Here is a 26,672-nt window from a genome sequence, read left to right as displayed (position 1 = left end):
CCTTCATCCGATCACATGCAGGTGTTCCGGCTCCCCAAGCCGCTTGCGCAGATCGGTGAGCGCGGCGCGATGCAACTGCGAAATCCTGCCCTTGGTAAGGCCGAGGATATCGGCGATCTGCTCGAATCCAAGGCCGTGAAAATAGTGGTACTGAATGATTTTTCGGGTCCGTTCTGGAAGATGTCCGACCGCGTCGACCAACCGGTCTTTCGTCTGGCGCCACGCAATGCCGCGATAGGCCGCCCCGGGCAGCCGCAGATCGTCAGGGTGCGCGACGTCGTTTGGCGGTGCGACGAGCCCCGTGCCATCGAGCATGAAGCCGAGCGCGAGCCCGGCCGCCAGTGCGCCGAGTGTCTGGAACGTGTCGCGTACTGCCGGTTCGTCGTCGGTCTGGAGCGACGCGACCCGCTCCCGTCGCACACGCCGCGAGAACGAGATCTGCTCCTGGCCATCGGTCAGTTTCTCGACCCCGGTCAGGATCGCGCCCTTCACGCGCGTCGTACAGAACGTTTCGAACGCCACGCCGCGCGCCGGATCGAAGCGGTCGATCGATTCGAGCAGACCGATGCACGCGAGCTGGACGAAATCCCGAAACTCGACGTCGTCGCGATGCCGTCCCGCATAGAGCCGCGCCGCGATGGCGCGCGCATAGGGCAAGTAGTGCGCAAACACGGCTTCGCGGGTGCGTGCGCAACGATCGGCGGCCCACATCCGCCACAGCTCCGCTTCGGGCCGTGCGGTACCGCCGTCGGCTGTTCGCGGATTTCGGTTGCTCGCACCCGCCTGCGTCATCGGAATCCTCCAAGTACCGCTCGCAGCACGAGGCCCCAGCCATCGATCAGCACGAACAGCAGGATCTTGAGCGGCAGCGAGATGGTCGCGGGCGGCACCATCAGCATGCCGAGCGACAGCAGCACGGCCGACACCACGAGATCGATCAGCAGGAACGGCAGCAGCACGACGAAGCCGATCTGGAACGCGACGCGCAGCTCGTTCAGGATGAATGCGGGCGTGAGCTGCAGCAGCCCGACGTCGCGGGCCGTATCGGGCAGCGGCTTGCGCGACAGCTCGTACATCAGCCGCAGTTCATCGTCGCGCACCTGCCGCAGCATGAAATCGCGCAGCGGCGCCGCGCCGGTTTCGAGCGCCCGGTCGATGCCGAGGTGGCCGGACATGAAGGGTTGCAGCGCGTCGTGGTTGAGCGTTTCGAACGTGGGCATCATCACGAACGCGGTCAGGAACAGCGCGAGGCTGATCAGCACGGGCGTCGGCGGCGTTTCGGGCATGCCGAATGCATGCCGGATCATCGACAGCACAATGACGATGCGGATGAAGGCGGTCATCGAAACAACCAGTGCCGGACCGATGCTCAGCAGTGTCAGCATTACCGCGATGCGCACGGCCTCGGATGTCCCCTCGCGATCGAGCGAGAAGGGCGTGCCGGGCGGCGCGGCAATCGCTGCAGCGGCATGCGCGGTCAGTCCGCAGAGCAGTGCGCAGACAAGCAGCAGACGTAGTCCTCGGGACAACGTGGACAGAATGGGCACGCCGGACGAGAGGCGCGGCGTCACGACGTCGTCTCCGGCGCCGGGCGCGAGTGCGCATCGAGCAACGTGATTCCGCTGGCGTCGAGGGCGAGCAGTACATGTCGTTCGTCGTATGCAACGACGTGAAGCGTGACGCGGGGCGCCAGCCGCACCGTGTCGACGATCTTCAGACATTTCTGGCCGGCTGGCGTCCCGACCCCGTCGGCTCGGCCGAACCCGTATCGACGCAGCAGGAAAATCGCGGCGACGCCGAGCACGATGCACAGGACGAGCGCACCGCCGATCCTGTACAGGTCGACACCGTTGGCAAGCATTGGCCCAAGCGCGATCGTGGATGGCGAAGGCGTAGCGGCCACGGTACCGGATGCGGCAGCAGTCGGCATCGGAAGCGATTCCGCGGTCAAGGCGAACCCCGACATTCAGCGCTCCCGGATGACGTCGGTGATCCGGATGCCGAACTGGTCCTCGACCGCGACGATCTCGGCACGCGCAACGGTCCGCCCGTTGAGGTGAACCTCGACACAGTCGTCGATCCGGCGGTCGAGCGTGACGACGGAGCCCGGCTGCAACGCCATCAGATCCTTGATGGAGATATCCGACGAGCCGAGATGGATGTCGAGGGAGACGGTGACGTCGTGGACAAGGTCGAGACCGGGATGAACGGTCGGGCACTCGGTATCGGATTCGGCAGGCGCTTCCTGTTCGGGAAGCTCGACGCGCATGACGGCGGGAAGCGCTGAGGTGGCGTGAAATGTCATGGATGTTCCTTGGGTTCTGAGAGCGAGTGCAGTTGAACGGAAATCTGTTCGCCGACACGACCGAGGCGACCGACGCCGAGCGCCGACCCGCCAGCGTCTCCGGCCTCGAGCGAGATCGAGGGATCGAGTCGTTCGGCGACGACGATGACGTCGCCGGGTGCGAGAGCGAGCAGTTGCGCGATGGGTAGCGCCACACAGCCGATTCGCGCGTGAATGCGCGTCCGGGTCGCTTCGAGGGCCACCGCGCGCGGTGTCAGCACGTCAGGCGGAGCGGCTGGGATGGCTCGGGACGCTTGTCTGGCCCACCAGAACGGCGCGGCGTAGATGATCGATAGCGACGCGTCGGCGGTGCCGAGCGCTAGCCGGACGTGAATGCCGCCGTAGCGAAGTTCGCTTGTCGCCGTCGCATCGAGTGGCGGCAGACGTCGTGCATCGGGGGCGCGCTCGCCAGCGACGGTACGCAGCGCGTCGGCCATCGCATCGGTCATCGATCGTTCGAACGCGCACAGCACGCTGGCGCAGGCATGGGATCCGGTTGCGGCGAACTCATCGGGCAGGTCGAGCGCGCGGCGCACGAGCCGATCGAGCGCGGATGGCTGGATCGCCCACCGGACATGCGGCCCGCATGTCCAGACATGGCTGGCCGGCGGCCAAGGCGGCGGCTGCATGGGCGCGATCTGCTCGACGCTGTCCACGTGAAGCGCATCGTCGCACCATGCCTGCAGCCAGGGTGCAACGGCATGTTCCGACAGCGACCGGGCCTCGGCGAGATCGTGCTCGGCGAGCGGCCGCCAGCGCGGGATCACATCCGTCATCCCTGCCCCCGCATCTGGAACAGTTGCATGATCATCTCGTTCGATGTGCTCACCACTTGCGATGCGGCCTGGAAACCGCGCTGGATGAGGATGAGCTGGCCGAACTCGCCGGACAGGTCGACGTTGGACGCTTCGGTTGCCCCGGCCCGCAGCCGGCCGACAAGCGGATCGCCGCTCTTCGCGTGGCGTGGCGGCGGCAGGTGCGTCGCGTCGAACAGGCCGGCGTTCCGCTGCACGAGGCGCTGCGGGTCGGTGAACCGCGCGAGTGCGACGGCACCCACCTCGGCCGTCTGGCCGTTGGTGTAGCGCAGCGCGAGCTGACCTTCGTCGTCGATGCTCATCGATGCGAGCGTGCCGGCTGCATAGCCGTCCTGTTTCGCTACGCGCAGCGTCGAGGTGGCACCCGACGAGAACGCGGTTACGCCCGTGGAAAAATCCAGCTTGACCGTGAGCCCCGACGACGGCAGCGTGACTTCGATCTTGTCCTGGCCCGGTTCGGGAATACCGCCGTGGAACTGCAGCGTGCCGATCTGCAGCGGCGTGCCGTTGCTATCGGTAACGGTGACTGTCCAGCGTCCCGGCATCACGGCGGCGTCCGGCGCGAATGACACCTTCAACGTGTGCTTCGCTCCGTTCGCGTCGTAGAGATCGACGTCGGAGACGGCGAAGTTGGTCGACCCAGGCGACAGGTTGTCGGTGAACCGGACTACTTGCGTCGCGCGCGGCGGGTCGAGCAGCCGGCCCGCGAGCGAGACGGGCGAGACCGTGCTGGCCGCGTCGAGTGCGGTGAGTTTCAACCCGTTCGAGCGTTCGGTCAGGAAACCGTCGTCGTCGATCTGGAATCGACCGGTTCGAGCGTAGCGGATCGTGTCGCCGTCGCGGAGCGCGAGCAGGCCGTCGCCGTCGATTGCGAGATCAAGCTGTCCCGTGCTGCCGCGCAGTTCGCCCTGCCGAAAGTTCAGCGCGGCCTGTGCATATGCGACGCCGCTGCCGGAGCGCGTCGCCTCTCGCGCGGTCGCGCGGCCGTCGTAGAGATCCTGAAAACACGGAGTCGACGACTTGAAGCCTGGCGTGTTCAGGTTCGCGACGTTGTTGCCGACGGTCTGCAGGCCCTTGGAGTAGGCCGTGAGACCGCTCATGCCGATGTAGAGACTGTCGAGCATCGGCGCCTCCTCAACGGACCGTCAGGATCTGCGACACCGTCGCGTCGGTGAGAAACTGCCCGGCTTCGGACTCGATCGTCAGCTTCGATTCGCCGTCCTTGAACGACAGGCCCTTGACGATGCCGGAAATCGTGCCCGTGTCGCCGCGCACGTCAACCTTGCGCCCGAGCAGGCCAAGCGTCTGCGTGGCCGATTGCACGGACAGCAGATTGTCGATCGTCGATGCAATCTGGCGACTCTGCTCGAGCGACGTAAATTGGGCGAGCTGCGACACGAATTCGTAGTTGTCGACCGGCTTGAGCGGATCCTGATAGGTGAGCTGGGTCACGATGATCCGCAGCAGCGACTGCAGGTCGAGCCCGGTTGGATCGGTTTGTGTGCGGCCGCCGGGCACGGGGCCGAGGGAGTCAATCGCCATGTGTTCCTCCTGGGAATAGGTTCGTCGCGATGAAAAGCCTGCCGTTGATGAAGAGTCGCGCGTCAGGCAGGCCGAGTCGGCGCAGTTCGGCGAACGTTCGCTGTGCGAGCGTCGCGTCGTCGATACCGGCCGCGCGGATCGCGACCGAAATACCGGCCCCGCCCGTCAGCACGCTGAGCGTGCATGGCGGCATGGCGGCGGCTGGTGCGGCTGCGCCAGGTTCCAAGGCGCGCGCACGCTGGCTGGCAACGCGCGCCGGTTGCGGATCAGGAGCCGGCCTTGCCCGGTAGGAGGCGGCTGTGGACGTCGCGTGAAACGGGCGCGCCAAGGTATCGGGCGGCGCATCAGCTCCTGCGGGGCGGGGTGGGTGGCTCGACGTGTGAGCCGGGCGATCGGTGGCCACGGAACCGGGTCGCGCGTGTGTGCGGTGCCCGGTACCCGGTTGCAGTGCCGTCGTTTCGAACGGCGCTCGAATCACCGCTGAAGCATCGGCGGTATGAAGGATGGACGGTGTCGCCGGCGATGACCCGCGCAGCGCAGCGAGCGGGCGCGACATCTGTGCCTTAGGCGTGGGGCCGGCTGCCGCCCCACGCCACATGTCTCGCTCGAGCCGGCGTAGCGTGTGCGCAAATGCCGACGGCGCGCCCTCCCGGCGCGGCGCTGCCGCGGTGTCGGCCGGGACACCGTCGTGCGAGTGTCCGGTGGCGGTCGGCGCAACGCTCACGGACGCCTCCGACAGGTCGACAGCCAGTCTTCGAGCCGCGCGTCGTCCGCCTTGTCGCGCGCGCGTCGCTCGGCGACGCGCGCCTGCGCGACGAGCCGGTCGGCCGCGTCCGCGCATTGATGGTGCCGCTCGAGTGTCGGATGGTGCGCATCGACTTGCGATGTGGCGGCGCGCGCTTGTTCGGCGAACGTCAGCCAGGTACCGTGCGCCGCGTCAATCGCGCCAGCGCGATTGCGCAACAGATCGATAGGCAGGACGGCGCTGGCGAGGCCTGATCGACTCGCCCGCGCGATGGCCGCCATCCGGTTCGCGGCTTCGCGTTCGCTTGCCTGCGCGGCCTCGCGCGCGTCGGCAAGCCGCTTGGCTTCGATGCGCTCGCGCGACAATTGCAGCGCGCGGAGATGGGCGATCCGCGTCGCGGCGGTCAACGGGGCCGTGGATTTCATGCGGCGGTCTCCAACAGGGCGGCGAGCATCGCGATGGCTTGTTTCCGTTCGGTCGGGCGATCAGGGGCCTGCTGCAGGAACGCGAGCAACGCGGGGCGCAGACGCAGTGCGCGATCGAGTGCGGGATGACTGCCGGCCGTGTAGAGCCCGGATTCGACGAGGGGCTTCGACGTCTCGTACAGCGCGAGCTGAGCGATCGCGTCGGCGGCCAGCGCGCGTTCCGCATCGCTCGCGACATACCGGCTGACGCGGCTCACGCTTTTCGGCACTTGAATCGGCGGGAAATGTCCCTGCTCCGAGAGTTCGCGGCTGAGCACGATATGGCCGTCGAGCAGCGCGCGCATCGTCTCCGCCATCGGATCGTCGATCTCGTCGCTTTCGGTCAGCACGGTCATCAGCGCGGTGATCGCGCCGCCGTTCTTCAGCGCGCCGCAGCGTTCGACGATTTTCGGCAGCGCGGCGAACACGCCCGGCGTGTATGCGCGTAGGGTCGGCGGCTCGCCGGCGGCGAGGCCGGTTTCGCGCAGCGCGAGCGCATAGCGGGTAATGGAGTCGATCATCAGCAGGACGTGCGCGCCTTGTGACCGGAAGTATTCGGCGATCGACAGCGCGGCCGGCACGCTGCGCGCCCGCAGCGCGGCGGACTGGTCGGAGGTCGCGACGACGAGTGTCGAGCGCGCTCGCTCGGCTGCGGACAGCGTTCGGTTCCAGCATTCCTCGGCTTCACGGCCGCGTTCGCCGACGAGGCACAGCACGCGGACGTCGGCGCGGACGCCGCGCGTGAGTGAGCCGAGCAGCGTCGTCTTGCCTACGCCGCTGCCCGCGAACAAGCCAACGCGCTGACCGACGCCGAGTGTCAGCAGCGAGTCGAGTGCGCGTACGCCAGTCTCGAGCGGCTGCTCGGGGGACTGCCGCGTGAGCGGTGGAGTCGCGACGCCGGCCAGCGGCCAGGACGCAGTGCAATGACCGAGCGGCCCGCCGCTGTCGAGCGGGCGTCCGAGGGGATCGACGACGCGGCCCAGCCAGGCGTCGCCGACGGGAAGTGTCGCGCCCGTCCGCAGCGCATGGACTTCGTCGCCGATCCGGATCGCGGCGGCGGTCGAGTACGGCGCGAGCGTGACGCGCGTGCGTTCGACGTTGACGATCTCGGCGAGCGTCGGCTCCGCGCGTTCGCCGCCGATCGCGCACAGCGAGCCGAGCGGCGCGCCCGGGCCGTCTGCCTCGACGAACGTCGGCATCACGCGCGTGACGGCGCCGGTGCGTCGCACGGGATCGGTTGCGCGGACCGCTGCGACGTACGCGTGTTCAGGTGGCGTTCGGATCGTCATCGCTGCGTAACGGGTCGAGGGCGGCCAGCAGGCGGCCGCATTGGCGGGGGAGATCGAGCTCGGCGCGGCCGGGTGTGAGGCCGAGCCGGCACGCGCCGGCCGGCAGGTGCGGATGCGCGGTGACGACCGAATCGGGCGCGGCCGTGGCGAGCGGCAGCAATGCGTCGTCGTCGGGAAAGTCGGCGCGCGACACGTCGACAGTCAATACCGTGCCCGCTTGCATGTATGCGACGTGGTGCCGGATCGTTTGCGCGATCAGAGCCGGATAGCATTCGGTCGCACCGAACATCTGTTCCAGCGCGGCCCGGGCGACGTCGAGCGCAAGGCTTTCGAGCGACGCGAACCGCTCCTGTAATGCGGAGCGCGCTTCCTGCAAGCCGCGCGACAGCACATCGATGCGTGCGTCGTCGTCGCGCTTCGCACGGGCATCAGCCGCGCGGCCGCCTTCGTCGACACCTTTCAGGTACGCCGCTTGCTGCGCGCTTTCGAGCGCGGCGCACGCCGCTTCGAGTTCGGTGACCCGGACGGTCAACTCGGCGATTTCGGCCGTGCGCGAGTCCGGCGAGGCCAGCGGCGCGTCCGACGCCGGTCGTGGCGTATGCGCGGTTTCCGCGGCCAGCCGCTTGTGCCCGTTTTCGAGTCGCACGCGATGCGCTTTCAGCAGGGTGCTCATCGGTGTCTCCCCAACCAGCTTCGAAGTCGGACGCGCAGCGGGCCCGGCGTCGGGACCGGTGCCGACGGTGCGGCTTGATTCGTCGCAACAACCGCCAGAGCGGCGTCGCGCAGCGCGTCGGCTGCGCGCGGCGAGAGACGGAATCCGGCGTGTTGCGCGACATGGCCGGCCAGCGCTTGCCGGCGCGCTTCGGTCAAGCGAACGAACACGCCGTCTCGTTCGAGATCGTCGAGCCCGGCCGCAATGCGTGCCGACAGTTCGACCGGCAGCACCGCGAGCGCATCCGTGAGCCGGTCCGCGCGCGTCCGGGCCTCTGCATCGTCGGGCGCAGTTGCGAGCGGCACCGCATGCCCCGTGATCGCGCGCGATGCCTCGTTGAGCAGCGGTCGCAGTCGTTCGCGCTCAGCGATGGACAACATGGTCCAGACCGACTCGACGTCCTCGATCCTGCAGCGGGCGAGTTCCGCCACCGTACGACGCAGCCGGCGCACCTGGTCAACGGGCATCATGCGGATCTCCGAGCGATTCGCCAGGCTCGGCGAGCAATAGCCGCAGGCGCGTCGCGTATTCGGCGCGCTGTGCGTCGTTCAGTTGTCTTGGTCGCGCGTGCCGCGTACGGAGGCTGCGTCGTGTTGCCCAGGCTGCCGCGATGCAGCATCCCGCTGCTGCTGCGAGCAGCGCACCCGCTGGCACGCTACCGATCTCGACGATGTGTCGCCAGAGTGATTCGGCCCGTCGCAGCGCGTTTGCGGGTTCGACGATCGGCCGGCCTTCATCGCGTGAGGTCGATATCGACGCGGGGGACAGGGGGGACGCGATCGGCTCGAGGCGCGTGTCCGCCGACTCGGCCGAGGCTTCGCGCACGAACGTCGCGAGCGTATCGCCGCGCGCGGGATCGAGACCGATCGACGCGGCGATGACGTCGCGCAGGCGGGCGACGCGCTCGGCCGGCATCGCGTTGTCGAGCACGATGCCGACCGACAGTTTGCGTATCGCACCGGGGCTCCGGACGATCTGCTCGACGGTTCGCTCCGAGCGTGCGGTCTCCGGCGCTGCCGGTGCGGCAGGCAGCGGCGGCAGGCTGGTTGCCGGCGACCCGGCGGGCGCGCGATGAGTCGGCAGGCCCGGCGTGCCGTCCGGACCGGCAGACGACTGCGTGAGGCCGGATTCGCGGGTCGTGCGGATCTGGTCGAAGTCGAGCGTCGCGTCGACGCTGAGCGTCGCGCGGTTCGCGCCGACGATGGGGGCGATCTGCGCGAGAATCTTGCGCTCGTAACGCTGCTCGACGGTGGTTTTCAGCGCGAACTTCGGATCGTCGACGTCGATGCCGCGCACATCGGCGGATGCGCCGCGCTGGTCGAGTACCGAGACGTCGGCGGCCGACATTTCGGGCACGGCCGCCGCGACCAGTCGCTGGATTCCTTTGACGACGTCCGGTTCAAGTACGTGGCCATCGCGAACGAACAGCGCGACCGATGCCTTGGGCCGGTTGCGGTCGCGGCGAAACAGTGATGCTTCCGGCAGGCTCAGATGCACGCGTGCGAGCTCGATCGAGTCGAGTGTCGCGATCGTGCGAGCAAGTTCGCCCTGCAGTGCGCGCTGGTAATTCACCTTCTGCGCGAACTCCGTCAGGCCGAAGTCGCTCTGGTTGAAGAGCTCGAAGCCGACAACGCCCTGCAGGCGCAGGTCCGCGCCCGTCAGCTTGACGCGGGCCGCGCGCGCATCGTCAGCCGGTACGAGAATGGCGGCCGTTTGCTCGTCGTAGCGAAACGGTATCTTTTCCTTGTCGAGCTGCGCCGCGACTGCGGCGGCGTCCTGTGGCTTCAGGTCGCGCGCGAGGATCTGATACGACGGGCGCAACGCGAACCAGGCGGCGAGTCCGGCGCAACCGACCACTGCGGTGAGTGCGCCGGCGACCGCGAACTGGCGCATGCGCGAGCCGGTTGCGAAATAGGCGCCGAGGCGCGAGATCGGTCGATTCATATCACAGTTGCATCCGCATCAGTTCCTGGTAGCCCTCGACGAGCCGCGCGCGCACGTTGAGCGCGAATTGCAGCTTGAGCCGCGCGTCCTCGAGCGCGAGCACGACCTGATGCGGCGGCCGATCGTCGCCGAGCGCGAACGCTGCGCCGGCCGCCTCGGCGGTGCGCAGCGCGCGATCGACATTCCGCACCCCGTCCATCAGCAGCGTTTCGAATCCGTCGGTTGCGAGCGAGGAGGGCCCTGCGAGCCGCGGTTCCGCCGCGTATTCGGCGATGGCGTCGACAGGCGTCATGACTGCCCCCCGATGTCGAGTGCACGCAGATACATCGAGCGCGCCGCGTTGAACATCACGACATTCGCTTCGTAGGTGCGCAGAGTCTGGACCAGCAGCGCCATTTCGGCGGCATGATCGAGACCCGGATAGCGAACCAGGCCCTGCGCGTCGGCGTGCGGATGCGCGGGGTCGCGTACTACGCGAGGCGGCATGTCGAGGGTCTCGGCGCCGAGCGCGCGCGTGCCGGCGAGCCGGTCGGCAGGCACGGTGCCGGACGCGTGCCGCAGCGCGTCGGGGAAGGCCGGCGCGACGTTCGGCGCCGATACGAGCCGCAACGGCCGATACGGCTCGGCGGTAGGGGCAAGGGCGACGCCCGCGTTGGCGAAATTCCGGGCGATGAGTTCGAGGCGCTGACGTTCGACGTCGAGCCCCGAACGCGCGATCGCGAAGATCGTGTCCGACATGGTCAGCCTCCACGCACCGCGAGCTGCCTGAGCTGCAGCGTGCGTGCGACCACGCTCGCAAGCAGCGCGTAGCGTGCCGATGTCTGCGACGCGTCGGCGATTTCGCGATCGAGCCGAACCGTGTCCGGCGATACGAGCGTTTGCGGCCGGACGGCCTCGACGCGCGCGTATCGCACCGTGTCCGTATCACCCGGCCGCGCGGCCGCGGCGGCCGACAGCGCCTCCTCGAATGTCACCCGCAGCGGCGAAAAGCCCGCCGAATTTGCGTTCGCGACGTTGTGCGCGATTACGGTCGAGCGCGCGTACAAACCGTCCATCGCCTTGCCGGCGATCGCGGCGACCCATTCCATCGACATCGCTTGTTCCTCCTTCATTGAATGACGAGTTCCGCATACAGTGCGCCTGCCGCCTTGACGGCCTGCAGGATCGCGATGACATCGCGCGTGCCGATGCGCGCTTTCGAAAGCGCATGAACCAGATCGCCGACGGTGCCGCGCGGGAACGAGATGGCGACGGTCTGGCCCGCTTCGTCGACCGACAGTTCGCTATTGGCGATCACGAGGCTGCGCACGTCGCGTCCGGTCAGCGTGACGAAGTTCGGCTGCGATGCCGAGTACTCGGTCGTGACCGATACCCGGATGTCGCCGTGCGAGATCGTGACGGGCGCGATCCGCGTGTCTCCGCCGGCGACCACCGTGCCGGTGCGCTCGTTGACGACGACTCGCGAGCGCTGGTCCGGCGCAACCGACAGCGCTTCGATGCGGGCGACGAACGCGGTGAGCGCGGCGGGATCGGCGGGCGCGTCGATCTCGACGACGTCCGCGCCGATCGCGCGCGCGGCCTGCGTCCCGAGCGTGCCGTTGACACGCTGTGCGATGCGTTGCGCGGTGACAGGATCGGGCTCGCCGAGCACGAAGCGCAGCGTGCCGTCCTGCGCGGCGAGCGCGGCGCGTACAGCGACTTCGACCGTGCCGCCACGCGGCACGATGCCGACCGTCGGGTGGTTCTTCAGCTTCAGGTTGCCGTTCGCGTCGTACCGGTAGCCGCCGACCGACACGGGGCCTTGGGCAAGCGCATAGATCCGCCGGTCCGGCCCGCGCAGCGGCGTCATGATCAGCGTGCCGCCAGCAAGGCTGCGCGCATCGCCTATCGACGTGACGTTGACGTCGATGGCGTCGCCAGGGTGGGCGGCGGGCGGCAGCGCGGCCGTGACCATCGCCATTGCGACGTTGCGGCTCTGGATCTGCTCGTGGCCGACGATGAGGTCGAACTGCGACAGCAGGTTCGCAAGTGCCTGACGGGTTGCCTGGTTGCGCGGCGAATCGCCGGAGCCGGCGAGGCCGGTCACGATGCCGTAGCCGACCAGCATGTTGTCGCGCCAGCCGAGGAAGCGGCCGATGTCCTTGAGCCGCACCTCCGCACTCGTGCGGGCGGTGGCCGGCGGCGCGCAGGCGACGACGAGCGCGAAAGCGATGAGCAACTGCGCGTGGCGCAGCGACAGGAGGAAGCGGGTCACCATAGGCCGAGCCATGCGAGAAAGCGCGGAATGAGCCCGGGCCGCGTGCGGTCGGTGATGAAACCGTCGCCGGTGTAATCGATGCGGGCATCGGCGAGCCGGGTCGACAGCACGGTGTTGCCGGGGCCGATGTCGATCGCGCGCACACGTCCGTTCAGACGGATGCCGGTTTTCTCGCCATTGACGTCGATGCGCTGCTCGCCCGAGACGACGAGGTCGCCGCCCGGCAGCACGTCGACGACGGTGGCGCTCAGTTGTGCGAGCAGGCGGCCGGTGCGCTGGATCTGCCCGCGCCCGCCGTAGTCGTCGCCGGCGCCAACCTGGGCGCGGTTGTTGCCGGCGTAGAGCGTCGAGACGCTGCCGTTGACCGAGAAGCCGGCGCGCGTCGACGTGTCGGCCGTCTGGCTCGCGCTCGACTGCTCGTAGACGAGTACCGTGACGATGTCGCCGATCGCGTTCGCGCGGCGATCGGCGATCAGCGGCCGGAAGTTGTCCGGTTGGTAGAGCGTGTCGGCGCGGGCGGACGGTGCCGTCATCAACGTGATGCAGGCGATCGTCGCAGTCGCGGCGAAGCGGTACGGCCGCGCTGCCGCCGCGCGCGCGGGGCGGCCATTCGTGAGCCGGCTCATCGCTTCAGTCCGTTCGCGATGGCCATCAGTTCATCACCGACCTGCACGAGTTTTGCGCTCGCGGCATACGCGCGCTGGTAGAGCATCAGGCCGGCGAGTTCATCCGCGAGCGCGACGTTCGACGCCTCGCTGAAACGCTGCGCGAGCGTGCCCGTATTGTCTTCGCCGGGACGTGCGCGGATGACGGCCATGCCGTCGCCGGCGAGCCGGTAGGTTCCATCGCCGAGCGCCTGCAATGCGTGCGGATCGGCGGGCTGCACGAGCTCGATCCGGCCGATTTCGAGCGGTGCGGCCTGGTTTGGGAGGACGGCGAGCACTTGTCCGTCCGGCGTGATCTCCAGATGCTCGGCGTCTCGCGGTACCGAGATTGCCGCCTTCAGCGGGACGCCGTTCGACGCGCGCAGATAGCCGTCGTCACCGACGCGCAGCCGGCCGCCGCGCCATAGCGCCGAGTCGCCCTGACCCGCGTCGAGCTCGATGAAGCCGTTGCCGCGGATCGCGACGTCCCAGGCATCGTCCGTTTGCCGCAGCGTGCCCGCCGAGAACACCGGACGCATCGACGCGAACACGCCTGCGCCGTCTGCGCCCGGCCGGGACGCGAACCGCCCGCCCGATGCCAGCAGCGCCGAGAAATCGATCGCGCCGCGCTTGAACGCGGGGGTGTTCAGGTTGGCGATATTGTTGGCCGTCGTGTCGACGGCGGTTTGCTGGGCGACGAGACCTGTCGCGCCGATGTAGAACACATTGTTCATCTCACATGCCTCCGAGGCGTTGCAATACGGTGCCCATCAGGTCGTCATAGGCATGCACGAGCTTTTGTCCGGTTTCGACGCGGCGCATTGCTTCGACGAGCCGCACCATGTCGTCGGCGGCATTGACGTTCGAGGCCTCGACGAAACCTTGGGCGAGCCGCGCCGTGGCGATTTGTGTCCCGTGTGCGCTGTCAGGTGCGTACAGGCCGTCGGCGATACGCCGCAGGCGAGACGGCTCATCGAAGGCCACGACGCGGATCATCGAGGTCGAAACGCCGTGATCGATCACGGTGCCGTCCGGATCGACGCGCCAGCCGTCCGTGCTTACGATGACATCGCCATCCGTGCCTTGCAGTGGCCACCCGCCGGCTCGCGTGACCACGCGGCCATCGGGCGCGCGTCGGAATGTGCCGGCGCGCGTGTAAGCGGGGCCGGCGTCGGTCGCCACCTCGAAAAAGCCGTCGCCTGCGATCGCGAGGTCGAGCGGGTCGGCGGTATGGACGAGCCGGCCAGCCGAAAAGTCGGTGACATGGCGGGGCGGCGGCGCGCCGACAGCATTCGCCAGCATGTCCTGAAAGGCGACTTCGCGTCGGTAGCCGGGCGTCGCCACGTTCGCTAGATTGCGTGTGGCCGTCTCCAGGCGCTGCGTTTCGAGCGAGATCAGGTGCATCGACAACGTCATCAGATCATCCACGGGAACTCCTCGGGAGCAGTGCTGCGTCTAAACGGCGAGAGACGGGGTTGGCGAAGACTGCGGCGAACTGGCGTGCGAAGAAGGAGGTGAAGCGGACGGCGGATCGATGCCGACGGTCGCGAACGCGCGTAGCGCGACGATGTCCGGAACTTCGTTGACCGACAGCACGACGAGTCGCGGCGCGACGCGACGGGAGAAGGTCTTGAGCGAGCGTCGGATATCGGGCCGGCACAGCAGCGTGGGCGTGTGCCCTTGGCGCATCATCGTTTCCACCTGCGCGAGCAGGCAGCCGAGGAAGGGCTCGGCGATCCGCGGGTCGAGCACATGCGCGCCGTGGCCGTCGGCACCGGCAAGATTGCGTGCAATCTCGGCTTCGAGCGCAGGATCGAGCGTCAGGACCGCGAGCGCGTCTCGATCGCCCTGCGCACGCTGGCAGATTGCGTGGCCGAGGCGCTGCCGCACCGCTTCGACGAGTAGCGCCGGGTCCTTCTCGCGACGCCCGACGTCGGCGAGCGTCTGCACGATCAGGTCGATGTCGCGGATCGGAACTTGTTCGGCGAGCAGTGCCTGCAACACCTGCTGCACGTCGCCGACAGCCAGCACGTTCGGCACGATCTCGTCGACGAGGCCGGGCTGGCGTTCGCGCACGCCGTCGAGCAGCGCGATCGTTTCCGTTCGCCCGAACAGGCGCGCCGCGTGAGCCTTGACGAGTTCCGTGACGTGCGTCATGAGCGCGGTGACGGGATCGACGCACGTGTGGCCGAGTGCCTTGGCGCGCTCCTGCAGCCCGTCGTCGATCCAGACAGCCGGCAGGCCGAACGCGGGATCGCGCGTGATGGTGCCGGGCAGCGTGCCGGCGGCGCCGGCGGGATGAATCGCGAGCGTACGATCCGGATACGTGGCGGCTTGTCCGAAGCGGGTGCCGAACAGCCGTACTTCGTATTCGTCGGGGGGCAGATGTGCCGAATCGCGGAACACGACGGCGGGTGCGACGAAGCCGCTGTCGTCCGCGTACTGGTCGCGAAATGTCGCGATGCGCTCGGCAAATTCTGCCTGCATCGGCTGCCAGGCAGCCGTCAGTGCCGCGCCGAACACAACCTCGACGGCGGGTAGCGCTGCGGGGGCGTCGGCACGTGGGAGCGTCGGGGGCGGCGTGCCGTCTTCTTCCGCCGCCGCGCGCCGTTCGCGCGTGCCGGCCCAGACGCCGAACGCGGCGAGCGCGAGTAGCGCGGCAGGCCACTTCGGCATGCCTGGCAGTGCAACGAGCCCTGTCAGCGCCGCTGCGACAAGCAACTGGATCTTCGGGAAGCGCGCGAGCTGGCGCAGCGCCTCGTGGCTCAGCGCGCTGTCGGCGGACGACCGGGTGACGATGATCCCGGTCGCGACCGAGATGATCAGCGCGGGAACCTGCGTGACGATGCCGTCGCCGATCGTGAGCAGCGTAAACGTGCGGACGGCCTCGGGGAACGGCATACCCATCTGGGCGACGCCGACCGCCCATCCGCCGAGAATGTCGATCAGCAGGATGACGATGCCGGCGATCGCGTCGCCCTTGACGAACTTGCTCGCGCCATCCATCGAGCCGTAGAAGCCCGCTTCGCGCTCGAGCGTCTTGCGGCGGCGCTTCGCTTCGTCCTGGTCGATGAGGCCCATGTTGAGATCGGCGTCGATGCTCATCTGCTGGCCGGGCATCGCATCGAGCACGAAGCGCGCGGCGACCTCGGAGACGCGCTGCGCGCCATTGGTGACCACCACGTACTGGACGACGACCAGGATGAAGAACACGATCAGGCCGATCACGTAGTTGCCCTGCACCGCGAATTCACCGATTGCGCTGATCACCTGGCCGGCATTGGCGCCGGACAGGATGAGGCGCGTCGCTGCGACGTTGAGCGACAGGCGGAACAGCGTTGCGATCAGCAGCAGCGAAGGAAACGTCGAGAATTCGACCGGGCGGGTCACATAGAAGGTCAGCAGGAGGATCGTGAATGCGAACGCGAAGTTGATGATGATCAGCAGATCGAGCGCGGCGGCGGGAATCGGCGCGAACAGAATCAGCAGGATCGCGCTCGCCGCGAACACGAGCGCGAGATCGGACTGGCCACGCAGCCGGTGCCCGAGCCAGGTCATCGGGCCTGCTCCCGCGTGCGACGGACGCGCAGATAGACGGCGGCCGTTGCGGAGAACAGCTGGGACGGGATTTCGCGCTCGAGCGCGCCGCGGCGAAACAGCTGACGTGCGAGTGCCGGTGCCTCGACAATTTGTACACGATGGACGAACGCGAGCTTTTTGAGGCGCAACGCGAATTCGCCCGCGCCTTTTGACACGACGGTCGGTGCGGCCATTTCGGCCGGCGCATAGCGGAGGCCGACTGCGTAATGCGTCGGGTTGGTCACGAGCACGTCCGCGCCACGTATGCCGCGCAGGCTGCGGGAGCGTTGCAGCAACTCGCGCTGCAGCTGCTTGCGGCGCTGCTTGATGCGCGGATCGCCCTCTTGCTGCTTGAATTCCTGTCTGACTTCGTGCCGGCTCATCCGCATCTGTTTCGCGAACCGTCGCCGAACGATCGCCTGATCGAGAACTGCGAAGAGCGCGGCAGCGATCAGTAATTGCACGGCGAGCGCGGACCCGGCCGAGCCTAGCGCGCGGGCCAGGCCGGGCACGGTCAGCCCGGCGTGCGTCGCGGCGCGCACTGCATCGGCGATGCACCGCCAGGCGAGCGCGCAGTAGACGACCAGCTTGACGCAGGCCTTCGCGGCGTCGATGACGATCTGCATCGAAAACAGACGCTTGAGGCCGGCGGCCGGATTCAGGCGCGAGAAGTCGGCCTTCAGTGCGTCGGGCGCAAACAGGAAGCCTGCCTGCGCGAGCGCGGCGACGAGCGCGCCGCCTACTGCGGTGGCGATCAGCGGCACGACGATCGCCAGCCATTCCGGCAACAATCCGCCGAACCAGTGCTCGATCGCGCGTCCGTCGGCCGCGATGCCGGGGGCGTCGTTCAACATGCGCGTAGCGAGTGCGGCAAACCGGACTGCCATACGCTCGCCGGACAGCCACAGATAGCCGGCGCAACCCGCGACGGCGAGTACGATGCCAAGCTCCTGGCTACGCGGCAGGAGTCCTTTCTTTCGAGCCCGGGTGAGCTTGTGGCGCGTCGCCTGCTCGGATTTTTCCTGTTCCTGGTCCGCCATCAGCTCTCTCCCGGGACAAGGGGGAATTCGAACGCCGCGCGCAGCAGCCGCAGCGTGACGGGCGCCAGCAGGCCGATCGACAGTGCGGTGACGACGATCGCCGCGATCGCCTTGATCTGCAGACCCAGCATCAACGCATTCATTTGCGGGAGGGTGCGTGACAGGAACGCGATCGACAGGTCGATCAGGAACAGCGCGAGCATGGCGGCAGCGACGGCGGCGATACCGATTCCCATCACGGCGGCGAAATAGCCGATGAATGCGTGCGGCGATGCGATGATGCGCGCGGTGCCGGGCGGCATCCGATCGATTGTGGCGGCGATGAGTCGCAGCAGTTCGAGATGCGCGCCGCTCGCGAAGAAGATCGCGCCGGAGCCGAGCGTGAGGAGCGTGCCGAACAGCGGCGCGCGTTCGCGCGAACCGGGATCGATGATCATGGCGAGGCCGAATCCCGCCTGCACGTCGAGCACGCGTCCGGCGAACGATAGCGCGGCGAATGCCGCCTGAAACGGAAATGCGAGTGCGAATCCCAATGCGAGTTCGGAGATGGCGCATTCGACGAGCGCCACATGATCGTCGCGAAGAGCGGCGGGAAGTGGCGTGGCGAATGCGCCGGCCAGCGCGAGCGCGAGGCAGATACGGATCCGTGCCGGGATGCGAAGCCGGGCAAACGGCGGCGCGAGCACGAGCAACGGCCCGATGCGCAGCGACAGCAGGAGTGCGGCCGTCGACCAACCGACGAAGGATTCGACTGTCATCGCTCAGCGGAGATCGGCGATGCCGGTGAACAATGCGGTGGTGAAGCCTGTCAGGCGACCGAGCATCCACGGGGCGAGCATCACGATGACAACGCCGGCGACGATGAGCTTCGGCACGTAGCTCAGGCTCATCTCCTGCAATTGGGTGACGACCTGAAAGATGCTGACGAGCAGACCGGCAATCAGCGTCGCGGCGAGCACGGGGCCGGCGATCAGGATGCTGTTCCAGACGAGCTGCGCGAGCATCTGTAATGCTTGGCTTTCTGACATCGGCCATCTCCGTTGCTGAATAAGTCTTCGGTTATTAGTTAGTGTTGCGATGTTTCCGAAGCAGCAAAGTGTATAGAGCGATTGGCCAGCGTGATATATGACGAATACTAAATCGACCCCATTCGGAATAGTTCTTTGTTGAATTTCAATAGGTCAATTGATTGGAGTGGCAATTAAATTGAATTAATATGAATTGACGAAGATAAAAAAAGCCCGGCCGCACAATGCGGCCGGGCCGGATGTCCAGGTGAGACAGTGTCGATCGTGCCGGCTTACTGAACGCTCACCGTCGTGAAGTTCTGCCGCCCGAACGGACTCACGTGGTAACCGCTCACGTTCGTGCGCGTAAGCGCCGCCGCGGTCGGGTAGCCGAGCGGGATCCACAGCGCCTGGTCGTGGATGATCTTCTGCGCGGCTTCATACAGCTTCGCGCGCTTGGCCTGGTCGGCGGTCGACTTGCCGTCGGCGATCAGCTTGTCGAGCTGCGCGTCGCAGAAGCGCGCGAAGTTGATGCCCGACTTCACCGCATTGCAGCTGAACAGCGGCGACAGGTAGTTGTCCGGATCGCCGTTGTCGCCGGCCCAGCCCATGAACAGCATGTCGTGCTGGCCGAGCTTCGCCTGCTTGATCAGCTCGCCCCATTCGATCACCTTCACGTCGGCCTTCACGCCGATCTTCGCGAGGTCGGCCTGCAGCAGCTCCGCGCCGACCTTCGGGTTCGGGTTCAGCACGCTGCCGGTCGGGCGCGTCCAGATCGTCGTCGAGAAGCCGTTCGGGAAGCCGGCCTGCGCGAGCAGCTGCTTCGCCTTCGCGGGATCGTACGCATACGGCGAGACGTCCTTCGCATAGCTCCACGTGTTCGGCGGATACGGGTTGTTCGCGGCCGTCGCGGTGTTGTCGAACACGACCTTCAGGTAGGTCGCGCGATCGAACGCGAGGTTCAGCGCCTCGCGCACCTTGTCGTTGTCGAGCGGCTTCTTCTGCGTGTTCAGCGCGACGAACGCGGTCATGAACGCGGGCGTCTGCACGACCTTCAGCGCGCTTTCGCCCTTCGCGGCGAGCACGTCCTGCGGCTTCGGCGACAGCGCGATCTGACATTCGCCGGCCTTCACCTTCTGCAGGCGCACCGACGGGTCGGGCGTGATCGCGTAGATCAGCCGGTCGACCTTCGGCTTCGTGCCCCAGTACGTCGGGTTCACGTCGTAGCGGATCAGCGCGTCCTTCGTGTAGCTCTTCAGCACGAACGGGCCCGTGCCGACCGGCTTCGCGTTCAGGTCGGCCTGCTTGCCGGCCTTCAGCAACTGGTCCGCGTATTCGGCCGAGTAGATCGACGCGAAGCCCATCGTCAGGATCGGCACGAAGGTCGCGTTCGGCTCGTTCAGCACGAACTTCACCGTGCTGTCGTCGACCTTGGTGACCGACTTCACGAGCTTCACGAGGCCCATCGACTGCGCGTGCGGGAAGCCGCTTGCGCCGGCCACCTTGTGCCACGGGTTGGAATCGTCGAGCATCCGCGCGAACGTGAACACGACGTCATCCGCGTCGAGCGCGCGGCCCGGCTTGAAATAGTCGGTGGTCTGGAACGCGACGTTCGGGCGCAGGTGGAACGTGTAGGTGAGGCCGTCGGCGCTCGCCTCCCATTTGTCGGCGAGCGCGGGCACGACCTTTTTCGCGGCTTCGTCGTACGACACGAGCGTGTTGAAGATCACGTCGGCCGATGCGTTGGTCGTGACGAGCGAGTTGTACTGCACGACGTCGAAGCCGTCCGGGCTCGATTCCGTGCAGACGGTGAGCGGCTTGGCGGCGGCGAGGCCGGGGGCGGCGAGTGCGGCGGCGACCGCGGCCGCGGCGAACAGCTTGACCTGCATAGGATCTCCCACGTGGCTTGTGCTTTTTGCTGGGTGACGGGATGCGGGCGCGGCCCGGAAGCGGACGGGGCCGGCGCGGCTGGCGAATAGCATACCGGCAAAGCGCGCGGCGCGTGAAAAAAGGCGCCGGAACGCGGCGAATTGGCCGAAAAACGGCTGCGTTCGCGACGGAACGGGTGTTGATGCGGCGGAACGTGCCGGGGAGGTGGCGGGAGAGGCGGGAGAGGCGGGAAAGGCGGGAAAGGCAGGAAAGGCAGGAAAGGCAGGAAAGGCAGGAAAGGCAGGAAAGGCAGGAAAGGCAGGAAAGGCAGGAAAGGCAGGAAAGGCAGGAAAGGCAGGAAAGGCAGGAAAGGCAGGAAAGGCAGGAAAGGCAGGAAAGGCAGGAAAGGCAGGCGGCGGGGAGGGGAGCGCGGTGCCCGTCAGGGAGCGCGGCGGGAGCGGCGCTGACGCCGCGGGAAGTGCCGCGAAACCGAAGCTTCGATGGGGCGATGCGGCCCGGCGCGTGTCGCGCGGGCCGGCCCGCCGATGCGTCAGTGCGCGCCGGCCTTCGGCTTGCGCGGCGCCTTCTCGAACAGGCGGTCGTACAGCCAGCGCGGCAGCACGTGCAGCACCTTCGCGACGACGCCCATCTGCCACGGAATCACGCGGAACGCGTGCTGCCTTGCGATCGCGCGCGCCGCGCGTGCGGCGAAGCGGTCGGCGTCCATCAGGAACGGCATCCGGTACGGGTTGTGCGCGGTCATCGGCGTGCGGATGTAGCCGGGCGCGATCGTCACGACGCCGACGCCGGCCGGGCGCAGCTCGACGCGCAGCGATTCGAGATACTTGATCGCGGCCGATTTCGACGCGCTGTACGCGCCGGAGCCGGGCAGGCCGCGCACGCCGGCGACGCTCGCGACGCCGACCAGCGTGCCGTGGCGCGCGGCCGTCATCGGGCCGACGAACGGCTCGAACGTCGCGACCATCCCGTAGTAGTTGATGTCCATCACGTTACGGAACGTCTCGAGATCGCCCTGGCCCGTGACGGCGCCCTGGCTGATGCCCGCGTTCGCGATCACGACGTCGGGGCAGCCGTGCGTCGCGATGAACGACGCGGCGGCCGTCGCGAGCGCGTCGGCATCGCGCACGTCGGCGGAATAGACGGAGATGGACAGCTTGGGGAAACGCCGCGCGAACGCATCGAGCGCATCGGTGCGTCGCGCGACGAGCGCGAGCGTGGCGCCCTGGCGGGCGTATTCCTCGGCCATCGCGAGGCCGAGGCCGCTCGACGCGCCGGTGATGAAGACCTTCAGCGGAGTAGTCATGCCGGCGCGCGGGCGGGGATCAGAGCTTCTTGTCCTGAACCTGCTTCACGAGGAAGTCGAGCACCTGGGCGGTACCCGGGATGCTGTTCGTGTAAGCGGGGCCCGTCTTGTACTTGCCCTGGATGACGACCGTCGGCACGCCGTCGATCGCGTAGTCCTTCAGCAGCTTGGCCGACTGGTTCACCTCGCCCTGCACGCTGAACGAGTTGTACGCGTCCATGAACTTCTTCTTGTCGACGCCCTGCGTGGCCAGGAAGTCGGCCTGCGCCTGCGGCGTCAGCAGGTAGTTCTTCTGCTTGTGGATCGCGTTGAAGATCGCCGGCGTGACCTTCTCGGAGATGCCGAGCGCGGACACCGCATAGAACAGCTTCGAGTGCGGGACGAAATCGTCACGGAAGGCGACCGGCACGCGCTTGAAGTCGATGTTGTTGCCCTGCTTCTTTACCCAGGCCTCGATCGTCGGCTCGAATTCGTAGCAGTGCGGGCAGCCGTACCAGAAGAACTCGATCACCTCGACCTTGCCGGCCGGCGCGGACACCGGCTGCGGCGACTTCATCACTTCGAAGTCCTTGCTGGCGACCGGTGCGGCGGGCGTTGCCTGGGCGAAGCCGGCCGCGAGGCCCAGGGACAGAAGGAGCGTGCTAAGCAGTTTTTTCATGTTGTGAACGTCGAATCAGTTGCTCGGGTAACGAAACGTAACGGGTTCTGCGTGGGCTCGACCGGCTGCTCACTGCTTCGTGAAGCGGATCACCGCCGTGTCGACACCTGCATCGGACAGGCGCTGACGGGCCGAGTTCATATCCTCGAACTTCGAGAACGGGCCGACGCGCACGCGGAAATAGGTCACGCCGCTGACGTCGCGCTTCGACACCTTCGACTCGAAGCCTTGGAAGCCGAGGCGCGCGCGCTGCTGCTCGGCGTCGCCTTCCGTCTTGTACGCGCCGACCTGCAGGAAGTAGCCGGTATTCGCGTCGTTCGCGGTCGGCGGCTTCGCTGCCGCGGCGGCGGTGGCCGACGACGTCGGCTTCGGCGTGTTCGCGGCCTGCTGCTGTTGCTGCTGCTTTTGCGCGGCGGCCTGCTGCGCCTGCTTCTGCGCGGCGAAGCGCGCGAGGTCGTCCTCGCCCGCTTGCTGCTGCGGCGGCTGCGGCGTCTTCTTCGGCGGCGTGGTGTCGGCCGGCTTCGGCGCGACGGCGACGCCGTTACCCGACGACGTATTGTTCGACGCGGTCGTGTTGCTCGAGCTGCCGGTGTTGTTCGAGCCGCTCGACCCGTTGGCCGACGGCGGCACTTCGACGATCTGCGGCTCGGGCAACAGGCCGCCCTGGGTCTGGTTCGCGGCCTGGCCGGGCGCGGTATTGGGCGGCGCGGGCTGCGCCGCCTGCGGCACCGGCTGGCCGGGCGTCTTGCCCTGCAGCGCGCGGTTCGGATCGAACTGCTGCGGCTGGCTCGCGGCGTTGTCGGCCGGCGGCGGCGCGACCTTCGACACGAACGGCGACGGCGAACGCGTGATGTAGAGCGCCACCACCACCGCGATCGCGAGGCCGACGATCAGGCCCAGCACGATTCCAAGAAATGTTCCTCCGGCTTGTTTCGATTGCTTCGAAGTGCGGCGTGGTTGTGCCATTGCTTGAGTCACCTGCAAAAAGAATCGTGAAAAGGCCGCGGCGGGCGCTCCTGCCGCGGCCATTCGCTGCCCGGTTCGGGCCGCTTGCGTCCTTACATCTTGGCGGGCGCGGACACGCCGAGTACCGCCAGACCGTTTTCGAGCACCTGCCGGGTCGCGGCGAGGAGCGCGGCGCGCGCATTGCGCGGCGCTTCGTCGTCGACCAGCACGCGCTCCGCATTGTAGAACGAGTGGAATTCGCCAGCGAGATCGCGCAGGTAGAACGCGACGGCGTGCGGTGCCAGCTCGTTCGCGGCGTGCGTGAGCATGTCCGGATACTCGGCGAGCTTCTGCATCAGCGACGCGGCCTGCGCGCTCGTGAGTTGCGACAGGTCGGCGCCCGGCAGCTGCGCGGCGTCGACGTTGTAGCGCGACTTCAGTTCGTTGAGCACCGAGCAGATCCGCGCATGCGCGTACTGGACGTAATAGACCGGGTTTTCGTCGTTCTGTTTCAGCGCGAGGTCGATGTCGAACACGAACTCGGTATCGGCCTTGCGCGAGATCAGGAAGAAACGCACCGCGTCGCGGCCGCGCGTGATGGTCGCCTCGTCGATCAGGTCGGGCGCCGCTTCCTGGCCCGCCGCCGCGCCGCCCGACCATTCGATCAGGTCGCGCACCGTCACGTAGCTGCCCGCGCGCTTCGAGATCTTCACTTCCTGGCCGTCGCGCATCACGGTGACCATCTTGTGCAGCACGTAGTCGGGATAGCCCTTCGGGATCCCGACGTGCAGCCCCTGCAGGCCCGCGCGCACGCGCGCGATCGTGCCGTGGTGGTCCGAGCCCTGGATGTTGATCACCTTCGTGAAGCCGCGCTCCCACTTCGTCACGTGGTACGCGACGTCCGGCACGAAGTACGTGTAGGTGCCGTCCGACTTGCGCATCACGCGATCCTTGTCGTCGCCTTCGTCGGTCGTGCGCAGCCACAGCGCGCCGTCCTGCTCGTAGGTCATGCCGGCCTTGATCAGCGCGTCGACCGTCTTCTCGACGCGGCCTTCGCTGTACAGCGACGACTCGAGGTAGTACTGGTCGAACTTCACGCCGAACGCCTGCAGGTCCATGTCCTGCTCGCGACGCAGGTACGTGACCGCGAACTTGCGGATCGCGTCGAGATCCTCGACGTCGCCCGTGCCCTTGACCGGTTCGCCGTCCGACGCGGCGACCGTTTCGCCGTTCAGGTAGTCGCGTGCGATGTCGGCGATGTATTCGCCGTTGTACGCGGCTTCCGGCCAGCCCGCGTCGCCCGGCTTCAGGCCGCGCGCGCGCGCCTGCGTCGAGATCGCGAGGTTGCCGATCTGCACGCCCGCGTCGTTGTAGTAGAACTCGCGGTGCACCGCGTAGCCCTGGCTCGCGATCACGTTCGCGAGCACGTCGCCGAGCGCGGCCTGGCGGCCGTGGCCGACGTGCAGCGGGCCGGTCGGGTTCGCCGACACGAATTCGAGCAGCACCTGCTTGCCTTTCTCGCGATCGGACGTGCCGAACGCGCGGCCCTGGTCGAACACGGCGGAGATCACGGCCTGCTTGGCGGCGGCCGACAGGCGCAGGTTGATGAAGCCGGGGCCGGCGATTTCGGCGGCTTCGACGAGCCCTTGCGCGGCCGGCTGCGCGGTGAGCGCGGCGACGATCTGCTCGGCGAGCTGGCGCGGGTTCGCGCCGAGCGGCTTGGCGAGCTGCATTGCGACGTTGCACGCGACGTCGCCGTGCGCGGCGACCTTCGGGCGCTCCAGCGTGATGGCCGGGGCGACGAACGCTGCGTCGGCGCCTTTCAGTGCGTGTGCGACCTGCTTGACGCTATCCGCGAGCAGGGCTTCGAGGGTCTGTTTGTGTGCTGGCAGCATGCTGGTAGAAGGCTTCGTTGGTGGCGGCCGGAAACGCCGGCCCGCCGGCGCGCTTTTTAAGCGCGCGTTTCAGGGATCGCAGAATTTTAACAGGTGCTAATATGCCGCTCAGGCGGCCCGCGTCCGCGAGGCCGGACGCCGGTCTGCCGGCGTTCCCCAACTTCGCCGCGCAGGCACAACAAGATGAAAAGGGATTTGTCATGATTACGTTCAAGAGCAAGGCGGCACAGGATCTCGACGTGCTGAAGGATTTCGCCGTGTATGTGCTGGGCCTCGTCGGCAAGCAGCTGGGCGAGCGCGGTGTGATTACGCACGACGAGCTGGACCACGCGATCGCGAAGCTGGAAGGCGCGGTTGCGCAGGCGAAGCAGGAGCGCGCCGAGCACGCCGGCCATTTCCACGAGGACGAAGCCGACCACGCGCACCACGAAGTGCCGCCGAGCCTGGCCCAGCGCGTCGCGCCGTTCCTGACGATGCTGCGCGAGGCGAAAGCCGGCGAAGCCGACGTGCACTGGGGCTTCTGAGCTTCCTTGCCCGGCAGTACGAAAGGTTGAGTATGGCAAGAAAAAGCCCGCTTCCGAGCGGGTTTTTTCTTTTTGTCTGAAGAAAATTGCGCCGGGCGGCGGCGCGCGTCGAATGCGGGGCGGCTGCCCGGTGCCTGCCTTGACCGAAAGGCGAAATTCCTTATAATTCAACGCAAGACTATGTGGAAGCGGGTGCGAAAACATAGCGCCGCCCGAGCAATCGGGTCCCACCTGGAGTGGGTATTTCGTCGAAAGACGGAAAGAGAGTCCCGCATGCGACGGCTGCCGAAAGGCGGCCGTTGGTTTTTCTACGCCCGGATCTTGCGGCCTTCCAGGCTTGCACGCAGCAACGTGCGCAACGCGACCTTCCGGGCCTCCCGCTGGCGTCTGGTCAGGTCGCCATCCAGCATGTAGGCCGACTGGACGCGCAGGATGAGCCGGCGCTTTCTGGTCCGGTCCTTCGAAACCTCGAAGAACACCGCGTACACGCGTTGCGTGCCGTCCGACGAGACTGTCTCCACCGTCACGAAATTGGGTTGCCGTTCGTCCGCGACGACGATCCGGCGCGTCGCCAGCCCGACGATCACGTCGTGCAACAGTCGCCCGACGTGTGATACCGGTCCGCGCAGAGCACGCGTGTCTCGCGGCCGTCATCGCAGATCTCGTCATCCGGAATGGTGTCGCGGGTCCGCCGGTCCCATTTGAAACTGCGCGTGAAGCAGTGACAGGAGAACAGGGCCAGAACCGTCACGTCGAAGCTGGTGTCCAGATCGCATGTGAACGTCAACGGACGCAAATGGCTCAGGTCCCAGCTTTCGCCGCGGTAGCGCGTCGGCGGGAACGGGCTGGCTGCGTCGATCGGTGTCTCGGTGATCCGGATCTCGAAGGTCGGCATGGCGGGGCGAATCTCGGGCGGAGGTCGGGAGGGTTATCCAGGCGCCTTTGTCTGAAAGCTCGGGCTTCTGCGCTCCAGTCGCTGAATATCGAGATTAGGTATCCTGATTGATTCGGGCGTCGTACGACGCGCCCCGTGACTGGGGCGCGTGACGGCGTGGCGCGGCTGGCGCGCCGCGGT

The 26,672-nt window shown here is 67.4% G+C and carries 32 protein-coding genes; 1 reads left to right on the top strand and 31 read right to left on the bottom strand.

Features of this window, described 5'->3' with window-relative positions; translation table 11 throughout:
• Positions 1-3: 3 nt before the first annotated feature.
• The 29 genes from LXM88_RS20890 to argS all read right to left on the bottom strand — a co-directional run bounded on the left by LXM88_RS20890 (position 4) and on the right by argS (position 25,073).
• Positions 4-792, bottom strand: coding sequence for a sigma-70 family RNA polymerase sigma factor (locus LXM88_RS20890; RefSeq protein WP_262537298.1), 789 nt, complete (start codon positions 790-792; stop codon positions 4-6).
• Entirely contained in the window at positions 789-1,571 is a 783-nt protein-coding gene (gene fliP, locus LXM88_RS20885) for a flagellar type III secretion system pore protein FliP (protein ID WP_262537296.1), read from the bottom strand. Before fliP ends, LXM88_RS20890 begins: the two co-directional genes overlap by 4 nt.
• Complete coding sequence (locus LXM88_RS20880; RefSeq protein WP_262537293.1) at positions 1,568-1,966, bottom strand: flagellar biosynthetic protein FliO; 399 nt, start codon at positions 1,964-1,966, stop codon at positions 1,568-1,570. Before LXM88_RS20880 ends, fliP begins: the two co-directional genes overlap by 4 nt.
• Positions 1,967-2,305 (bottom strand): flagellar motor switch protein FliN, encoded by a 339-nt coding sequence (gene fliN, locus LXM88_RS20875; protein ID WP_262537291.1) that lies wholly within the window; start codon positions 2,303-2,305, stop codon positions 1,967-1,969.
• Positions 2,302-3,120 carry a FliM/FliN family flagellar motor C-terminal domain-containing protein gene (locus LXM88_RS20870; RefSeq protein ID WP_262537289.1) on the bottom strand — a complete coding sequence of 273 codons (819 nt, stop codon included), beginning with the start codon at positions 3,118-3,120 and terminating at the stop codon, positions 2,302-2,304. The genes fliN and LXM88_RS20870 overlap by 4 nt, the downstream gene beginning before the upstream one ends.
• The gene (locus LXM88_RS20865) at positions 3,117-4,283 is read right to left on the bottom strand and encodes a flagellar hook protein FlgE (RefSeq protein ID WP_262537286.1); all 1,167 of its coding nucleotides are present in this window, start codon (positions 4,281-4,283) and stop codon (positions 3,117-3,119) included. Before LXM88_RS20865 ends, LXM88_RS20870 begins: the two co-directional genes overlap by 4 nt.
• A 10-nt stretch (positions 4,284-4,293) precedes the next feature.
• Positions 4,294-4,701, bottom strand: coding sequence for a flagellar hook capping FlgD N-terminal domain-containing protein (locus LXM88_RS20860; protein ID WP_262537283.1), 408 nt, complete (start codon positions 4,699-4,701; stop codon positions 4,294-4,296).
• Positions 4,691-4,894 (bottom strand): hypothetical protein, encoded by a 204-nt coding sequence (locus LXM88_RS20855; protein WP_262537280.1) that lies wholly within the window; start codon positions 4,892-4,894, stop codon positions 4,691-4,693. The genes LXM88_RS20860 and LXM88_RS20855 overlap by 11 nt, the downstream gene beginning before the upstream one ends.
• 527 nt (positions 4,895-5,421) lie before the next feature.
• Positions 5,422-5,853, bottom strand: a complete 432-nt coding sequence (locus tag LXM88_RS20850; RefSeq protein ID WP_262537277.1) for a hypothetical protein — start codon at positions 5,851-5,853, stop codon at positions 5,422-5,424.
• A 14-nt stretch (positions 5,854-5,867) separates the two neighbouring features.
• Positions 5,868-7,199, bottom strand: coding sequence for a FliI/YscN family ATPase (locus LXM88_RS20845; RefSeq protein ID WP_262537275.1), 1,332 nt, complete (start codon positions 7,197-7,199; stop codon positions 5,868-5,870).
• A complete protein-coding gene (locus LXM88_RS20840) occupies positions 7,177-7,872 on the bottom strand; it encodes a FliH/SctL family protein (protein WP_262537272.1) in 696 nt (231 codons plus the stop codon). Before LXM88_RS20840 ends, LXM88_RS20845 begins: the two co-directional genes overlap by 23 nt.
• Entirely contained in the window at positions 7,869-8,378 is a 510-nt protein-coding gene (locus LXM88_RS20835; RefSeq protein WP_262537269.1) for a hypothetical protein, read from the bottom strand. Before LXM88_RS20835 ends, LXM88_RS20840 begins: the two co-directional genes overlap by 4 nt.
• A complete protein-coding gene (gene fliF, locus LXM88_RS20830; RefSeq protein WP_262537266.1) occupies positions 8,368-9,855 on the bottom strand; it encodes a flagellar basal-body MS-ring/collar protein FliF in 1,488 nt (495 codons plus the stop codon). The genes LXM88_RS20835 and fliF overlap by 11 nt, the downstream gene beginning before the upstream one ends.
• A 1-nt stretch (position 9,856) precedes the next feature.
• Positions 9,857-10,147, bottom strand: coding sequence for a flagellar hook-basal body complex protein FliE (locus tag LXM88_RS20825; protein WP_262537264.1), 291 nt, complete (start codon positions 10,145-10,147; stop codon positions 9,857-9,859).
• Positions 10,144-10,593: a flagellar basal body rod protein FlgC gene (locus LXM88_RS20820; RefSeq protein WP_262537261.1), complete on the bottom strand. Its 450-nt coding sequence runs from the start codon at positions 10,591-10,593 to the stop codon at positions 10,144-10,146. Before LXM88_RS20820 ends, LXM88_RS20825 begins: the two co-directional genes overlap by 4 nt.
• A gap of 2 nt (positions 10,594-10,595) precedes the next feature.
• Positions 10,596-10,967: a flagellar basal body rod protein FlgB gene (locus tag LXM88_RS20815; RefSeq protein WP_262537260.1), complete on the bottom strand. Its 372-nt coding sequence runs from the start codon at positions 10,965-10,967 to the stop codon at positions 10,596-10,598.
• On the bottom strand, positions 10,964-12,112 hold the full coding sequence (locus LXM88_RS20810; RefSeq protein ID WP_262537258.1) for a flagellar basal body P-ring protein FlgI: 1,149 nt from the start codon (positions 12,110-12,112) through the stop codon (positions 10,964-10,966). The genes LXM88_RS20815 and LXM88_RS20810 overlap by 4 nt, the downstream gene beginning before the upstream one ends.
• Positions 12,106-12,738 (bottom strand): flagellar basal body L-ring protein FlgH, encoded by a 633-nt coding sequence (locus LXM88_RS20805; protein WP_262537255.1) that lies wholly within the window; start codon positions 12,736-12,738, stop codon positions 12,106-12,108. Before LXM88_RS20805 ends, LXM88_RS20810 begins: the two co-directional genes overlap by 7 nt.
• Positions 12,735-13,490: a flagellar hook-basal body protein gene (locus LXM88_RS20800; RefSeq protein ID WP_262537252.1), complete on the bottom strand. Its 756-nt coding sequence runs from the start codon at positions 13,488-13,490 to the stop codon at positions 12,735-12,737. Before LXM88_RS20800 ends, LXM88_RS20805 begins: the two co-directional genes overlap by 4 nt.
• A 1-nt stretch (position 13,491) precedes the next feature.
• Positions 13,492-14,184, bottom strand: coding sequence for a flagellar hook-basal body protein (locus tag LXM88_RS20795; protein ID WP_262537249.1), 693 nt, complete (start codon positions 14,182-14,184; stop codon positions 13,492-13,494).
• A 27-nt stretch (positions 14,185-14,211) separates the two neighbouring features.
• The gene (locus tag LXM88_RS20790; RefSeq protein ID WP_262537246.1) at positions 14,212-16,314 is read right to left on the bottom strand and encodes a flagellar biosynthesis protein FlhA; all 2,103 of its coding nucleotides are present in this window, start codon (positions 16,312-16,314) and stop codon (positions 14,212-14,214) included.
• Positions 16,311-17,375 (bottom strand): EscU/YscU/HrcU family type III secretion system export apparatus switch protein, encoded by a 1,065-nt coding sequence (locus LXM88_RS20785; RefSeq protein ID WP_262537244.1) that lies wholly within the window; start codon positions 17,373-17,375, stop codon positions 16,311-16,313. The genes LXM88_RS20790 and LXM88_RS20785 overlap by 4 nt, the downstream gene beginning before the upstream one ends.
• Positions 17,375-18,133 carry a flagellar biosynthetic protein FliR gene (locus LXM88_RS20780; protein WP_262537242.1) on the bottom strand — a complete coding sequence of 253 codons (759 nt, stop codon included), beginning with the start codon at positions 18,131-18,133 and terminating at the stop codon, positions 17,375-17,377. Before LXM88_RS20780 ends, LXM88_RS20785 begins: the two co-directional genes overlap by 1 nt.
• A 3-nt stretch (positions 18,134-18,136) precedes the next feature.
• Positions 18,137-18,379, bottom strand: coding sequence for a flagellar biosynthetic protein FliQ (locus LXM88_RS20775; protein ID WP_262537240.1), 243 nt, complete (start codon positions 18,377-18,379; stop codon positions 18,137-18,139).
• Between the two features lie 296 nt (positions 18,380-18,675).
• The gene (locus LXM88_RS20770; RefSeq protein ID WP_262537236.1) at positions 18,676-20,271 is read right to left on the bottom strand and encodes an ABC transporter substrate-binding protein; all 1,596 of its coding nucleotides are present in this window, start codon (positions 20,269-20,271) and stop codon (positions 18,676-18,678) included.
• A 530-nt stretch (positions 20,272-20,801) separates the two neighbouring features.
• On the bottom strand, positions 20,802-21,575 hold the full coding sequence (locus tag LXM88_RS20765) for an SDR family oxidoreductase (protein WP_262537234.1): 774 nt from the start codon (positions 21,573-21,575) through the stop codon (positions 20,802-20,804).
• 19 nt (positions 21,576-21,594) lie between these two features.
• Positions 21,595-22,233, bottom strand: a complete 639-nt coding sequence (locus LXM88_RS20760; RefSeq protein WP_262537232.1) for a thiol:disulfide interchange protein DsbA/DsbL — start codon at positions 22,231-22,233, stop codon at positions 21,595-21,597.
• Positions 22,234-22,302: 69 nt separating this feature from the next.
• Positions 22,303-23,199, bottom strand: a complete 897-nt coding sequence (locus LXM88_RS20755) for an SPOR domain-containing protein (RefSeq protein WP_262537231.1) — start codon at positions 23,197-23,199, stop codon at positions 22,303-22,305.
• Positions 23,200-23,291: 92 nt separating this feature from the next.
• Positions 23,292-25,073 carry an arginine--tRNA ligase gene (gene argS, locus LXM88_RS20750; RefSeq protein WP_262537229.1) on the bottom strand — a complete coding sequence of 594 codons (1,782 nt, stop codon included), beginning with the start codon at positions 25,071-25,073 and terminating at the stop codon, positions 23,292-23,294.
• 200 nt (positions 25,074-25,273) lie between these two features.
• Between argS and LXM88_RS20745 the strand changes: the two genes are divergently transcribed.
• A complete protein-coding gene (locus LXM88_RS20745) occupies positions 25,274-25,597 on the top strand; it encodes a DUF1840 domain-containing protein (RefSeq protein ID WP_011353361.1) in 324 nt (107 codons plus the stop codon).
• Positions 25,598-25,905: 308 nt separating this feature from the next.
• Here the strand turns inward: LXM88_RS20745 and LXM88_RS20740 are convergent, their stop codons facing one another.
• Together LXM88_RS20740 and LXM88_RS20735 are read right to left on the bottom strand one after the other, a co-directional pair.
• Positions 25,906-26,193, bottom strand: coding sequence for a hypothetical protein (locus LXM88_RS20740; RefSeq protein ID WP_262537223.1), 288 nt, complete (start codon positions 26,191-26,193; stop codon positions 25,906-25,908).
• On the bottom strand, positions 26,181-26,492 hold the full coding sequence (locus LXM88_RS20735; protein WP_262537221.1) for a hypothetical protein: 312 nt from the start codon (positions 26,490-26,492) through the stop codon (positions 26,181-26,183). The genes LXM88_RS20740 and LXM88_RS20735 overlap by 13 nt, the downstream gene beginning before the upstream one ends.
• Positions 26,493-26,672: the final 180 nt, after the last annotated feature.

It is taken from the genome of Burkholderia sp. S-53 (assembly GCF_025560745.1).
Lineage (GTDB): Bacteria > Pseudomonadota > Gammaproteobacteria > Burkholderiales > Burkholderiaceae > Burkholderia > Burkholderia pyrrocinia.
This window is presented reverse-complemented; position numbering and strand designations above follow the sequence as displayed.